The sequence below is a fragment of the Flavobacterium sp. K77 genome (assembly GCF_021608205.1).
GTDB lineage: Bacteria > Bacteroidota > Bacteroidia > Flavobacteriales > Flavobacteriaceae > Flavobacterium > Flavobacterium turcicum.
In genome coordinates, this window is sequence record NZ_JAKIHO010000001.1 from 797,676 (window position 1) to 812,225 (window position 14,550).

A 14,550-nucleotide genomic window follows, 5' to 3' on the forward strand; every position below is an offset into this window, starting at 1 on the left:
TAATGTGTTAAAACCAATTTTATTTATTTGTATTAGAATTACCTCCTTTACGTTGCTTATGCATTGCAAGGCGGTGGTTCATGCGATCATTTTTATTTTCTTTCATGGTTTCCCACTTTTTAAACTGCTCATTAGAAAGTATTTTTTTCATTCTTGCTTTCATTGCAATTTGATCGTCTAGCATTTGATTTTTTATTGCAAAACGTTCGTCAGCAGTTGGTTTTTTAGCATTTGCTGCTTGCTTTTCTTTTCTGTTTGCCAATGCAGTCTCTCTTTTGTTACTTTGCTCGTTGAGAACAACTTGAATTTCTTTTTGTTGGGCTGTTGATAAATCAAGGTCTAAAGTCATTTTTTTTAAATGCAACTCTTGTCTTTGTTCTTTTGTTAATTGATTCTCTCTCGCATTTCTGCGGCCTTCCATTTTTTCTTGAGCATTACTTGCCATTCCTACAATTAATGCAACTGCAATTAGTACTTTTTTCATCGTGTTTTGTTTTTTGGATTAATACCATTAAGATTGCTTTGAATGCTAAAAGTTTAATCCTTAACATAAGTTTATTAGTTTTTGTATTTTGTTTTAAGTGTTTTTTTTAAAAGAATATATGTTATAATTATATGATATTCAGTCACTAAAATTTTATAGCTGATAACTTATCTCTTTTTATATTAGTGAAGGGATAAAGATATAAAGGCCAAAAAAATTACCACAGCATTTTTTTTTACAAAAAAATTTAGATCGTGCGAAGCCAATAAAATGCGGTCTTTTTGATTTCTAGAACTGAAAATGATCTTGTTTTTTAATTTTTTTCATAGGAATAGGAAACCAAATTTGAAAATCCTTCGTACATCTCCTTATAACTAAATAAATAAACAATGAAAAACAATCAACAAAACTTAGGTTTAGCTTCCACTTTTGGATTGGCTATTTTATCACTATTTACGGTTTCATGTAATGATGATGATGTAAAAGAAATGGAAACTCCTGTAACACCACCTGCTGTGGTAGCACCAGATGTTAATTTTACTGCCTTGGCTAGTAACAATACTATTTTAACTTATAATGCACGTAATTTAAATACTGCTACGTCAACTACCGCTATTCTTGGTCTGCCTATGTCAGAAAACATTGTGAGCATTGACTACAGACCAGCAACCGGCCAACTATACGGTTTAGGTTCTTCAAGCAGATTGTATGTTATTAACGAAAAAAGTGGTCAAGCAACGGCACTTGGAGCTGTAGCATTCACTCCGCTATTAGCTGGAGGAAACGCATCAATTGATTTTAACCCAACAGTTGATAGAATTCGTTTGGTAACTGACTCAGGTCAAAATTTAAGACTACACCCTGAATTGGGAACAGTTGCAGCAACTGATGGTGCCATAAATGGTGGTGGTTCTGCTAAAATTGGGGCTGTAGGATACACAAATAGTATGGCTGGTGCAGCTTCTACTTTATTATATGATATTGACTTTGAACAAGATAAATTATATATTCAAAATCCACCAAACAACGGAGCTTTGCAATTAGTGGGTGATTTAGGTGTAAATTTTGAAGGAACTGGTGATATGGATATTTTGCCAGATAATTCTACTGCATTAGCAGTGACTAACAGTAACAATGTTTCTACATTATTCACAGTTAGCTTGTTAACTGGTAAAGCAGAAAATGTTGGTAAATTTACAGCATCGGTAATCAGTATTGCATTCAAAACTAATCCAATAGCCTATGCTACAACAGCAGGAAATATGTTAGTTCGTTTCAATCCAACAAACGGTTCAAACAATAGCGTTGCCTTAACAGGTCTTGCTTCGGGAGAAAGTGTAGTAGGAATCGATTTTAGACCTGCAACAGGAGCTTTGTATGCTATTACAAATCAAAGTAGATTATTTTCTGTTAATACTGCTAGTGGAGCTTTGACTCAAGTAGGTACAGGTTTATTGACATCTTTATCAGGTACTTCTTTTGGATTTGATTTTAATCCAACAGTAGATAGAATTCGTTTAGTGAGTAATACAGGTCAAAACTTACGTTTGCACCCAGACACAGGAGCGGTTACGGTTGATGGAAACTTAAATCCAGGAACTCCAGTTGTAAATGCTGCAGCATATACCAATAACTTTGCTGGTGCTACAACAACGGTATTATTTGTGCTTGATTCACAAACTGATACAATGTTCCGTCAAGATCCACCAAACAACGGAACACTAGTTTCTATTGGAAGTTTAGGAGTTAATATTGATGCGGATAGCGGATTTGATATTGGAGGAACAAGCGGAAGTGCTTTTGCTCTACTAAAAGTTAACGGTGTAACAGGAGTTTACAGCCTGAACACTACTACAGGAGCTGCAACAAAAGTAGCAGATCTTAATATACAAGTTACTGCAATGGCCGTAGGTTTAGGGTTTTAATAGTTAGATTGTTTTTTGCATTAGTAAGCCAACTCTGGGAAGGGTTGGCTTACTTGTTTTTATATAGTGAAGAAGTGCTTAAAAATGCAGTGCAAAACCTATGTTTAGTTGTAAAGCATTATCATAGAATTGTTTGTGTGTAGCTAGATTGTATCTTATTCCAGGTTCAATACTCACGTTTTTTCCTAAAAATAAGGCGTAACCAATTTGTGTACCAACATATGTAGGATTTAAATCAGCATCCCCAAAACCGATACCGTTATACGATAGTTCAACAGGAATCAAACCTTTGAAATAGTATTTTGCTCCAATTTTGTAGGCAATAGGTTCACCAATACCATCAATTTCTCCGTAGCCCAATCCAAGTTTAATAGCTAGATTATCCTTAATAAAATAGCCACCTTCTGCTCCAATATTAAAGGAGTTTACGCCATTAGAATTACTGAAATATAAAGCAGTAGAACCTACATTATTTCCAAAACCAGTATTGGCTTCAATTAACCACTTGCCTTTTAATAGTTGGCCATCTTTGGCTTGACCATTTGCAAATGCAAATGCGCAAAGTGTAAATAAGGATGTTGTAAATTTTTTCATATCTATTTTTTTAAGTAAAAATAGAACTTAAAACAAAATATGTATGATTTTTAAGACGGATTTAACGTCTTTATGATTTTGTCAAAAAATCAGCGAATTCAAACTATATCTTTTAAAATTAGCTAAGGTTTAGTAGCAGGAAAGCTCTGTTATTGTAACTGAAGTTGTTCTAAAAAAAAAGGAACTCCATTACGAAGTTCCTTTTAATGTTCTATTATAAGATCTGTTATTCCTTCAATCGGCAAGCTTTCACATCGCCATCCACTACAACTTCGGTCATTCCTAATGACGAAAGGTTTTTCATGGCTTTATCCCATTTTTTACCGCTAAGTCCTGCATTGTTCTTTAATAAACCAAACTCCATTTGATTGTTATTTGCTTGCAAAAGTGTTACAATTAACTTTTCGTCTTCTTCAAGTTCAATTTTAACTTGTTTTTTCTCAGGACGCATTTGCGGAAACAACAGTACTTCTTGAATTGATGAATTATTAGTTAAAAACATCATCAAACGGTCCATTCCAATTCCCAATCCAGAGGTAGGTGGCATACCATATTCAAGAGCTCTCAAGAAATCTTCATCTATTGTACCGTTCGCCTCATCATCACCTTTTTCTGCTAAACGCATTTGATCTTCAAAACGTTCTCTTTGATCAATAGGATCGTTTAATTCTGAGTAGGCATTAGCAACTTCTTTTCCGCAAACCATTAATTCAAAACGTTCTGTAAGTTCTGGATTGTCGCGATGTTGCTTGCAAAGTGGCGACATTTCCTTTGGGTAATCCGTAATAAAAGTTGGCTGAATGTAGTTTCCTTCGCATTTAGCGCCAAAAATTTCATCAATAAGTTTCCCTTTCCCCATCGTTTTATCAACGTCAATTCCCATGCCTCTCGCTGCTTCAAACAATTCTGCTTCTGTTTTACCAGAAATATCAAAACCAGTAAAGTGTTTGATAGAATCTGTCATCGTAACGCGTGCATAAGGCGCTTTAAAATTGACTTTATGTTCTCCAAAAGTAGCTTCGCTAGTACCATTTACGCTTACAGCGCAATGTTCCAGTAAGTTTTCGGTAAATTTCATCATCCAGTTGTAGTCTTTGTAGGCTACATATATTTCCATAGCGGTAAATTCTGGGTTGTGCGTGCGGTCCATTCCTTCATTTCTAAAGTTTTTAGAAAACTCATACACCCCATCAAATCCACCAACAATTAATCTTTTTAAGTACAATTCGTTCGCAATTCGCATGTATAACGGAATGTCTAATGAATTGTGATGCGTAATAAATGGCCTTGCAGCGGCTCCTCCAGGAATAGGTTGCAAAACTGGAGTTTCAACTTCAAGGTAGCCCGCGTTGTTAAAAAAAGAACGCATGGCGTTAAACAACTTGGTACGTTTGATAAACGTTTCTTTAACGTGATCGTTTACAGTTAAATCAACATAACGACGGCGGTATCTTTGCTCAGGATCGGCAAAAGCATCGTAGGTTTTACCATCGGCATCTGTTTTTACAACAGGAAGTGGCTTCAACGCTTTAGCAAGCACCGTTAATCCGTAAACATGAACAGATATTTCACCAACTTGAGTCTTGAAAACCGTTCCGCGTACTCCAATAAAATCACCAATGTCCAAGAGTTTTTTGAACACTACATTGTACATTGTTTTTTCCTCGTCATTCGACACATCATCTCTCGAAATATATACTTGAATACGGCCTTCGGCGTCTTTCAATTCAGCAAATGAGGCCTTTCCCATGATACGTTTTCCCATCAAACGTCCTGCTAAAACCACTTCTTTTCCTTCATACTTTTCGAAATCGGCAAGGATTTCGCTAGAATATGCGGTGGTGATAAATTCGGCTGCTGGGTAAGGCTCAATGCCTAAATTACGTAATTCGGTTAGTGCTTCTCTGCGTAATATTTCTTGTTCGGATAATGCCATTTTATGCTGATTTTAAGAGCGCAAAGATACTATATAAGTTTTTAAATCTAAAGCTTAAAATACAAGGTTTTTTGAAGCACATTTTTTCGTTTTTTAGAAACGTTTTTTCCCGCTTTCCACTATATCTTTTTTACTTGTTTAAAAAAAAACAAGTAAAAAAGGATGCCGCTGCAATCGGGGCTAAGGGAGTCGTTTTATTTTTTCAGTAGCTAATTTTTTAAATGTAAAATTCGTACTTTTGAATTCTTGTTCTAAAATGAAATTATGAAGTATCCAATCTTGGCTTTATTGCTATGCTTTTGCTGTCTAAGTTGTCAGGTAAGCGAAACCTTAACTGTAGATGAAAAGGGTCAAGGATCAATAACCGTTACCGAGCTTCGAGATGAGCAAAGTTACATGCAGCTTGTAGGCGAGGAGTATACAAAAGAAACTTTTTTTAAAGATACTACTTATCTTTTTCAAGATGTGATTTCGAAACATCAAGAAACATTTGGGCGACTTCCTGATTCTGAAAAAGCAATTTTTCAAAAGTACGCAGCTGTTACAGTGCATGAATTTAAGAGTGCAATCGAGAAAATTTTTCGAACCACAATAAAACACTCTTTTAATGCAGTAGAAGAAATTCCTGATTTGTATAAAACAGAAGATTATGCAGATGATATTGTAAATAATTATGCATTAGTAGCCGAGGAACATTATTACTTGGTCAGCTTTGGTTTAAAAGACAATGTATTTTCTCGGAAAGTGAAAATTACGAATCCAACCGAATTGAAAAAGCAGCAAGATGAAATTAGCAATCTTAAAAAGCGATACGAAGCATTTAACCTCAAACAAGATCTAGTACTAGATTATCATTTTGCTCGAAAAATTAAATGGGTTTCCAATCCATCAGCTCAAATTAGTGAAGATCATAAATCATTGCAGCTAAAATTGCTGCTCTCTGATTGTTTATCTGACCCTGAGAGTACCAATTTAGAAGTGTTTTTTGAGTAAGGAACGAAACTCATAACAACTTTTCTTCGCTTTAAACTTTGTACCTTTGCATTCATTATATATATATAGGTTGTGCACTATGTACTGCATAATCTCCAAAAATTGCATCTAGGCATGAACAAAATCATTCGATTACAGGATTTAGGATTACAAGATTATAAACAAACCTGGGAACTTCAAGAGGAACTCTTTAAAGGAATTGTTGACTTAAAAATTCGAAATCGCCGAGAAGAACTCGACTTGGCTACTCCTAATTATTTTCTTTTTGTTGAGCATCCTCATGTGTATACACTTGGTAAAAGTGGTGACTTAGACAACTTGCTTTTATCCGAAAAACAATTAGAGGCAAAAGGCGCTAAGTTTTATAAAATAAACCGAGGTGGTGATATAACTTATCACGGACCGGGACAAATTGTAGGTTATCCTATTTTAGACCTTGAAAATTTCTTTACAGACATTCATAAGTATTTACGTTTCCTAGAAGAAGCCATCATTCTTACCCTCCAAGAATATGGTCTAACCTGCGGCCGAAGCGAAGGCGAAACAGGCGTTTGGTTAGGTGCAGGAACGCCATTTGCCCGAAAAATATGTGCGATGGGAGTGCGTGCCTCTCGTTGGGTGACTATGCATGGCTTTGCTTTAAATGTAAATGCTGATTTGGGATATTTTGATAATATTATTCCGTGTGGTATTCGTGGTAAAGCAGTCACTTCTTTACAGGTAGAGTTGGGAGTTGAAAAAGTAGATGAAGCCGAGCTGAAAAGTAAGATAATCAAACATCTTACCGTTTTATTTGAAGCCCAATTTGAAGAGACCACTATTAAGGAGTAAATTTTTATAATTCTAATTCGTATTGTTCTGGTAAAAGTCTAAACGACATACGGTGGTATTTAGTAACTCCGTATTTACGTATAGCTTCTCGGTGTTCTTTAGTTGGGTAGCCTTTATTTTTTTTCCAGTTATACATTGGGAATTCTTCGTGTATTTGATCCATGTACGCATCGCGATAGGTTTTTGCCAAAATAGAGGCAGCTGCAATACTCCTATACATAGAGTCGCCTTTTATTATGCTTGTACTTTTAATATTGTTCAGGATCTCAATTTCATGAGAAGTGAAATTTCTACCGGCTCTCTGTTTAATGCCGCCTTTTGGTATAAAAGGGCTGTTACCATCGACTATTATAGATTTAGGTTGAACAGTAAGGCCAATAATACATTCTTGCATTGCTCTTATAGATGCGTTTAAAATGTTTAACTCATCTACAGCGGTAGCCTCCAAATGAACTACTGAAAAAGCTACTGCTGCGCTTTCTAGAATAGGTTGAAGTTTTAATCTAGTTTTCTCTGATAATTGTTTGCTGTCGTTTAAAAGTTCATGTTTGAAATTTGGTGGTAAAATAATAGCTGCAGCTGTGACGGGGCCTGCCAAGCAACCGCGGCCTGCTTCATCAGTGCCAGCCTCCAAAACAGCTTCTAAAAAGTAAGATTTTAACATTTTGTATTTTTTGTGTAAAAGTAGATAAATTCTTTAAATTTTGAGTTATATGGAGGCGAAGTGCTGCTATTGTTGTGATGTTAGTTTTTTTTATGTAAATCTTTTAAAGATTATATTTTGTTAAAAAAATTCAAATGCTTGCTTATTTAAGATTTATTTGTGATTTTTGCGATATAACTAATTCAATTTATTAAATATGAGATCAAAGTACAAATGGATTATGACGCTACTTGTAGCGTTTTCAATGCACTTATCGTTTGCTCAGGAGAAAACGATAACTGGGGTGGTAACAGATGTTACCGGTCCTCTTCCTGGAGTTAATGTTGGAGTAAAGGGTTCTAAGACTGGTGTGCAAACAGATTTAGACGGTAAGTATTCTATTAAAGCTAAAACGGGCGATGTTTTAGTGTTTTCATTTGTAGGTATGACAGAAACAACTAAAGTAGTAGGTGCTGCTAGTAATGTTAATGTCTTAATGACGGACAATGCAAAGGTTTTATCTGAAGTTGTTGTTCAAGGGTATAGAACAGTTACCAAGAAAACTGCCGTTACTGCAGCCGCTTCTATATCTGCTCAAACTATTGAAAACAGGCCTAATGCCAACGCATTGAATACAATTCAAGGGCAATTAGCGGGTGTTAATATTACAGCAAGCACTGGTCAGCCAGGTGCTAAGCCATCTGTAATTATTAGAGGTGTTGGTACACTTAATGGTAATACAGATCCATTGTATGTTATTGACGGTTTTCCATCAAACAGTGATGGATTTAGATCAATCAATCCAAATGATATTCAAAGTTTAGATGTATTAAAAGATGCTTCTGCTGTTTCAGAGTATGGATCTAGAGGATCAAATGGTGTAATTGTTATTAAAACGAAAAAAGGAAGTTTTAATGATGACAAAACTACTTTTAGATATGCCACTCAATACGGTATTTCAACTTTACAAAAGCAAAGATATTCTTATGCAGATTCTAAACAATTGCTGACAATTGAGAAAAGATTAGGAAGAGGAAGAGGTGCTACTCTGACTGACGCTCAAATAGCTAGTTATGGTATTGATACGGACTGGGTTGATTATTTTTTCAGAACTTCAACATCGGTAAATCACAACTTAAGTATCGAACAAAACGGTAAGAATTTAAACTCTTTCACATCTTTAAGTTATTTTGATCAAGACGGTATCTTGTCAGAGACAGGATTGAAAAGATTTACAGTGAGAAATAACATCAATGGTAAATCATCTTCTGAAAGATTCAAATATTCCTTAAATTCAGCTGTTGGTTACTCTAAAAGTAATGAGTCTACAGGTCTTGGTACAGGTGGAATCAACCAGAACATAGTTTTGGGTGCATTTCAATCTGCTCCTTACATTGATCCAAGTGAGTACAAAGGCTCTAGAGAAGTTCTTCAGCTTTACAACACAAGTGGTACATTGTTATACACTCCTCTTTTTTTAATTGATAAATTGAAAAAGTTCAGTAACTTAACTGAAGAAATTAGAATTGACTTAGCTGCTGAGGCTTCTTACAAATTGACAAAAGGCTTGACAGGTCGTGTTAGAACTTCTGGACAATTGCTAGCAAATAGATTTACAGAGGCTAGATTCCCAATATCTTTTAATACATTATTGTTTTTATCGCCTGGCCAAGTTTTTGGAGGGTATGAAATCATGAATCAAAGACGTGAGTTCTTGTTTAGTAATTTATTTCAATTAGATTACAACAAAACTATAGGTGATCATACGTTCAATGTTGCTGCATTTTCAGAGTATAACCACTCTAGATTACATGTAAACAACTTTACTCAAAATGGTTTAGATCCTGTTTTATTTGTTCCTAACACGGGTGCTGGTTATGTAGGTGATACATCTGCTAATGATTTCAATGTACCAAGTGTATTTGCTCAACAACTTAGAAATGATTTGATTTCTTACTTTGGTACAGTAGACTACGATTACAAAAAAATGTTTGGTTTGGTTGCATCTTACAGAATAGATGGATCAAGTAGGTTTATTAAAGAAAATCAATTCAACAATTTTTATTCTATTGGAGGTAGAGCAAACCTTGAAGAGTTAGGTTTTATCAAATCTTTAGGTTTTGTAAATGTTTTGAAATTAAGAGGTTCGTATGGTACTTCTGGAAATCAACGTATTGTTGATGGTACAATCTATGCAGGTATTAATCCACCAGCATTTGCAGATATTTATCCAGGTACTAACAATGCTTACAACAACGGTCAAGGATATGGTCTAAACATCGGTTATCCTCAATTAAGATGGGAGACTACAACTCAGTACAATGTTGGTCTTGATTTTGAATTTTTCAAAAGCGCTTTGAGAGGTTCGTTTGACTTTTACAACAAACAAACTGATGATTTGTATTTAAGTGAGCCATTAGTTCCTGCAACAGGTGCTTTAAGTATTACTAAAAACTCAGACGCTTTCGTAATAAATGAAGGTTTTGAATTGAATTTAGCTTACGATTTAGTTAAAAATGAAAATGTTAAGTTAACTCTTAGAGCTAACGGATCTATCAATAATAACTCTATAGACGGCATAAAGACAAATAATGGACGTATAGTAGGAACAACTATAATAAACCAAAATGGTGGTAAATTAAATCAGTTTTTTCTTTACAAATATTTAGGAGTTAACCCTGTAAATGGTAATTTATTGTTTGAAGATATTAACGGAAATCCTACTGAAACACCAACTGGTGCAGACAGAAAAGCTACTGGTAAAAATGCTTTACCTAAATATCAAGGAGGTTTTGGTTTTGATTTTTCTTACAAAGGATTTTTCACATCTACTACCTTTACTTTTGCTCAAGAAGTTGATCGTTTTGATTTTGATTTGTCAGGTCTTTACAGTAGTGGTAGAATCGGTCAATTCAATGTAACAGATGATTTGTTAAATGCATGGACTGCTACAAATACTACATCAAATGTTCCTAGATTAAATGCGTCAAATGCCGGTGCAGAATCTTTGTCTGATCGTTTCTTGAGAGATGCGTCATACGTAAGACTAAGAAATGCTCAAATGGGTTACAGAGTTCCAAAGAAATATCTTGAAAGAACCTTCATGTCTGATTTAGCATTTACTATTCAAGGTGAAAACTTATTTAACATTACAAAATGGAAAGGTTTTGATCCAGAAAGTGCAAGATCTGGTGACCAAAGTCAGTATCCAACTGGAAAAACATTCACTTTCGGTGTTGATTTGAAATTTTAATTATAATTTATATGAAAATGAAAAAATTATTTATACTTTCATTACTCGCAGGTGCATTAACTGTATCTTGTAATAATGATTTATTAGAACCATTTACGCCAGGATCATTAACTGCAGATTTAGCTATTACTTCTTCTAGTGATTTGCAACGTGTTATGAATTCTACTTATGGTATTGCTGCAAATAGAGAAGATGTTGTTTTTTCATCTGTGTTTACTGATGAAGTTGGGATCGGTTTTGCAAACGGAGGACAGGGAATTAGTGATAACTATATTTTCTTTCTAAATATTTCGTCTGCATCGCCAGATATTATTTGGTCAAACACTTATTTTGTATTATCTCGTGCCAATCGTGTTATTACTTTTGCGGATGATTTAGCAGCAAAAACTGCTCCAAGTAATACTGCTGAGTTAGCAAAATTGAGAACATTAAAGGCGGAAGCTTTAACTATGAGAGCTATGGCACATTTAAAAATCATGGCTTATTTCTCCCCAGATTTGAAAAGTGATGCTGCACTAGCAGGTGTATTAGCTGATAAGATTATCTTTTCTAGTGATCCTGTTCAACAAAGAGCAACAAATGGTGTTTTTTATGCAGCAATTCATAAAGATCTTGATGATGCATTAGCAATTTTTGCTACAACTCCATCTCCATACACTGGAGCCGCTGCTAAGTTATACGCTAGTGCTAATTTAGCAAGGGGTTTAAAAGCCAGAGCTTATGGTTATAAAGGTGACTTTGCTAACGCTGAGACTTGGGCGAATAATGTTATTTCTAGCTCTGGTTTAGTTTTAGCAAATGCTACAAATTATTCAAGTGTATTTTTAACAGATGCTGAACCTGTAAACACTGAAGTTATTTTTAGACTAAAACGTACTTTGCAGCAATCGGCTCAAGGAACTAACTTAGGAAATGGATGGGCTTCGGTTAATGCTACTTTCGGTGGTTCTCCATTTTTTGAAATTTCTAGAGCTTTATATAACAAAGTTGATGCAACTCCTGGTGATGTAAGAAGAGCGGTTATTGTTGCTCCTACATCTGTAGTTGATCCAAACTACGCTACATCAGCTGACTACATCAAAACTGATGTACTTGTACTTGGAAAGTATCCAGGTTCAGCTTCAGTAGGTAATCTTAATTCAGATCATAAAGTAATGAGATTGTCTGAGATGTACTTCCTACGTGCTGAAGGAAGAGCATTTGCAAATGACTTATTAGGTGTTGCGCAGGCTATTAAGGCTATCAGAGACAATCGTTTTGCTACGGCTCAACCATTACCAGTCTATGCTAATGCAACTGCTGCTTGGAAAGCAATTCTAGACGAAAGAAGAATAGAGCTAGCTTTTGAAGGTCATCGTTTTATTGACTTGAAAAGATTAGGTGTTTTAGCAGGTGGTTCTTCTATCGATAGAGATCCTGCAGATTATAGCTCTAAATCGGCTAGCTATCCTGCTGCGAATCCATCTAATTTGCCATTAACGAGTACTAAATTTGCTTTGCCAATTCCAATTTCTGAATTGAATGCCAATCCAACTATTCAACAAAACCCTGGATACTAATTAGATTTTAAATCTTTTTTAGAGATTTAGTATATTTATTAAGACCGCAAGTACATACTTGCGGTCTTTTTGTTTTATTTTACTTCGCTAATTTTGAATTTGTAAATGTTTAGTACTGTTTTCAGTAGTAATTTTTAGAGTTTTCTTTTAATTGACTCATCATTTGAAGGATTAGATTTATCTTTACACCTTAAATTATGATATTTTGAATATGAGAATCGTTTTTCTACTTTCCTTTATTTTGTTTTCTGTATTTGTGAATGCGCAGGATAAAGAACAAAACGCAAACAGAGACCAATCCAAATCAGGTATGGTAAACGCGCAAAAGAAAAGTGTCGACAAGGTTGCTACTTTAGATTTATACCGTTTCATTAGTTTAGAAAACGACACAACCTATATAGATACGTCGCTTACGATTCAAAAAGAGTACAGTCACAACTATTTGCGAAGAGATATTTTCGGGCTGTTGCCGTTTTCAAATGATGGGCAAACTTATAATACTTTGCAATTTGGTTTAAATGGGTATTCTCCATTTCCTGAAATGGGATTCAAGGCAAAACATTTTAATTTTCTTGAGGCCAATCAAATTCGTTACAACTCTGTAGCTACGCCTATAACCGAACTTTATTTTAAAAGCACGGTTGGTCGTGGCCAATCTGTTGATTCGTTCCTTAGTTTAAATACATCTGAAAATTTGAATTTTAGTATCGCTTATAAAGGTCTTCGTTCAGAGGGTAAATATTTAAACCAACTTTCTAGTACTGGTAATTTTAGGTTTACAGTTAATTTTAATTCTAAAAACAAAAGGTATTTTGCCAAAGCACATTATACCTATCAAGATATTTTAAATGAGGAAAATGGTGGCATTACGACAATAAATGATTTTGAAAGTGAGAATCCAAGTTTTAATAACCGACAGCGTTTTGAAGTTTTTTTAAACGATGCTAAATCTTTTCTAAAAGGAAGAAGGATTTTTTTGGATCAAAATTTCAGAATCAATCCTAAACAAGGTAGCAATAACTTATCGGTAAGACACCAAATTAATTATGAAAATAAATTTTTTGAATACAACCAACTAACAGTACCCTCAAATGTTGGCAGTACAGAGGTGAATCGTTTTGGAGCCTCATTTACCGATTCTGGTATTAATGACCAAACTCGTTACAACCGAATGTATAATAAAGCAGGTCTTGTTTACGAGAATACTTCTTTGGGTTTGTTTGAATTTTTTATTGATGATTTTCGTTCTAATTATTACTACAACCGTGTTTTGTTTTTTGATAATCAAGTACCTATTCCAAATGCGTTTAGTCAAAACATTAATTCAGCTGGTGGGCAATACACATATAAAAAAGACAATGTTCAAGGTAAATTTTTATACTCGCGTAGCATTACTAATCAGTCTTTGTCAAATCTGGATGCACAAGTCGCTTATGACTTGAACGATGATTATCAATTCACTTTTCAGTACCAAAATTTAAATAAGTTACCCAATAATAACTACAATTTATACCAAAGTAGTTATATAGAATACAATTGGTCTAATAATTTTAAAAACGAAAAAATCAATGTTATCAAAGGAACGGCTACTACTCCTTTCTTGAATGCTGAGCTTAATTTATCGGTTCTCAATGATCATTTATATTTCGCAGATGTAGCAACCGCTGAACAAAAAAGCGAGCGTACACAAATAATTGCACCTGCACAGTACAATGGAACAATTAAGTATCTTTCTTTAAAATTAGGTAGAGAATTTCAGTTTGGTAAATTCGCTCTTGACAACACCGTGCTGTATCAAAAAACAGAACAAAATGATGCTATTTTAAATGTTCCAGAACTAGTGACGCGCAACACCATTTATTACTCTGATTACTTGTTCAAAAATGCACTCTTCTTGCAAACAGGTATCTCTTTAAATTATTTTTCTAAATATCTTGCCAATGAGTACAATCCCGTAATTGGTGAGTTCTTTGTGCAAAATGAGAAAGAAATTGGGAATCATCCTAATTTAGATTTCTTCATCAATGCAAAAATTCAGCGCACGAGAATATATTTCAAAGTAGAGCATTTCAACTCTCCTTTTACCGGTAATAATTTCTACTCATCTCCAAATAATCCTTCTCGTGATTTCACGATTCGTTTTGGTTTAATTTGGAATTTTTTCAATTAATCCGTTTGGGCGTTTTTACGTGCTATCCGCTCTATCTTTTCTTGCTTTAAGAAAGCAAGCAAAGGATGCCGCTACTATCACGAACGCAATCTGTCTTGAGCAAGAATAATTTCTAACAAAACACTATCTTTGCAATCGTTTTTGTAACAAATCTTAAATTTA

The 14,550-nt window shown here is 34.5% G+C and carries 10 protein-coding genes; 6 read left to right on the plus strand and 4 right to left on the minus strand.

Annotated elements, in window-relative coordinates:
* Window positions 1–19: 19 nt before the first annotated feature.
* Complete coding sequence (locus L1S34_RS03520) at window positions 20–484, minus strand: hypothetical protein (RefSeq protein ID WP_236362850.1); 465 nt, start codon at window positions 482–484, stop codon at window positions 20–22.
* A 389-nt stretch (window positions 485–873) separates the two neighbouring features.
* On the opposite strand from L1S34_RS03520, the gene L1S34_RS03525 reads away from it, so the two are divergent.
* Complete coding sequence (locus tag L1S34_RS03525; RefSeq protein ID WP_236362851.1) at window positions 874–2,409, plus strand: DUF4394 domain-containing protein; 1,536 nt, start codon at window positions 874–876, stop codon at window positions 2,407–2,409.
* Between the two features lie 78 nt (window positions 2,410–2,487).
* Here L1S34_RS03525 and L1S34_RS03530 read toward each other — a convergent pair whose 3' ends face one another.
* Window positions 2,488–3,003, minus strand: a complete 516-nt coding sequence (locus L1S34_RS03530; protein ID WP_236362852.1) for a porin family protein — start codon at window positions 3,001–3,003, stop codon at window positions 2,488–2,490.
* A gap of 226 nt (window positions 3,004–3,229) precedes the next feature.
* A complete protein-coding gene (gene lysS, locus L1S34_RS03535) occupies window positions 3,230–4,939 on the minus strand; it encodes a lysine--tRNA ligase (protein WP_166133475.1) in 1,710 nt (569 codons plus the stop codon).
* A gap of 264 nt (window positions 4,940–5,203) precedes the next feature.
* On the opposite strand from lysS, the gene L1S34_RS03540 reads away from it, so the two are divergent.
* Both L1S34_RS03540 and lipB read left to right on the plus strand, forming a co-directional pair.
* Entirely contained in the window at window positions 5,204–5,932 is a 729-nt protein-coding gene (locus tag L1S34_RS03540) for a hypothetical protein (protein WP_236362853.1), read from the plus strand.
* 114 nt (window positions 5,933–6,046) lie between these two features.
* Window positions 6,047–6,763, plus strand: a complete 717-nt coding sequence (lipB, locus tag L1S34_RS03545) for a lipoyl(octanoyl) transferase LipB (RefSeq protein ID WP_236362854.1) — start codon at window positions 6,047–6,049, stop codon at window positions 6,761–6,763.
* A gap of 4 nt (window positions 6,764–6,767) precedes the next feature.
* Here the strand turns inward: lipB and L1S34_RS03550 are convergent, their stop codons facing one another.
* The gene (locus L1S34_RS03550; protein WP_236362855.1) at window positions 6,768–7,427 is read right to left on the minus strand and encodes a ribonuclease HII; all 660 of its coding nucleotides are present in this window, start codon (window positions 7,425–7,427) and stop codon (window positions 6,768–6,770) included.
* Between the two features lie 196 nt (window positions 7,428–7,623).
* Between L1S34_RS03550 and L1S34_RS03555 the strand changes: the two genes are divergently transcribed.
* From L1S34_RS03555 to L1S34_RS03565, 3 genes are all read left to right on the plus strand, one after another.
* Window positions 7,624–10,659, plus strand: coding sequence for a SusC/RagA family TonB-linked outer membrane protein (locus L1S34_RS03555; protein ID WP_236362856.1), 3,036 nt, complete (start codon window positions 7,624–7,626; stop codon window positions 10,657–10,659).
* Window positions 10,660–10,676: 17 nt separating this feature from the next.
* On the plus strand, window positions 10,677–12,218 hold the full coding sequence (locus L1S34_RS03560; RefSeq protein ID WP_236362857.1) for a RagB/SusD family nutrient uptake outer membrane protein: 1,542 nt from the start codon (window positions 10,677–10,679) through the stop codon (window positions 12,216–12,218).
* A gap of 211 nt (window positions 12,219–12,429) precedes the next feature.
* Window positions 12,430–14,388, plus strand: a complete 1,959-nt coding sequence (locus L1S34_RS03565) for a putative porin (RefSeq protein ID WP_236363183.1) — start codon at window positions 12,430–12,432, stop codon at window positions 14,386–14,388.
* The last annotated feature ends 162 nt before the right edge of the window (window positions 14,389–14,550 follow it).

Coding starts and splice junctions, on each gene's coding strand:
- L1S34_RS03560 (WP_236362857.1), top strand. CDS start 10,677: ATGAAAAAATTATTTATACTTTCATTACTCGCAGGTGCATTAACTGTA.
- L1S34_RS03555 (WP_236362856.1), top strand. CDS start 7,624: ATGAGATCAAAGTACAAATGGATTATGACGCTACTTGTAGCGTTTTCA.
- L1S34_RS03565 (WP_236363183.1), top strand. CDS start 12,430: ATGAGAATCGTTTTTCTACTTTCCTTTATTTTGTTTTCTGTATTTGTG.
- L1S34_RS03530 (WP_236362852.1), bottom strand. CDS start 3,003: ATGAAAAAATTTACAACATCCTTATTTACACTTTGCGCATTTGCATTT.
- L1S34_RS03525 (WP_236362851.1), top strand. CDS start 874: ATGAAAAACAATCAACAAAACTTAGGTTTAGCTTCCACTTTTGGATTG.
- L1S34_RS03550 (WP_236362855.1), bottom strand. CDS start 7,427: ATGTTAAAATCTTACTTTTTAGAAGCTGTTTTGGAGGCTGGCACTGAT.
- lipB (WP_236362854.1), top strand. CDS start 6,047: ATGAACAAAATCATTCGATTACAGGATTTAGGATTACAAGATTATAAA.
- lysS (WP_166133475.1), bottom strand. CDS start 4,939: ATGGCATTATCCGAACAAGAAATATTACGCAGAGAAGCACTAACCGAA.
- L1S34_RS03520 (WP_236362850.1), bottom strand. CDS start 484: ATGAAAAAAGTACTAATTGCAGTTGCATTAATTGTAGGAATGGCAAGT.
- L1S34_RS03540 (WP_236362853.1), top strand. CDS start 5,204: ATGAAGTATCCAATCTTGGCTTTATTGCTATGCTTTTGCTGTCTAAGT.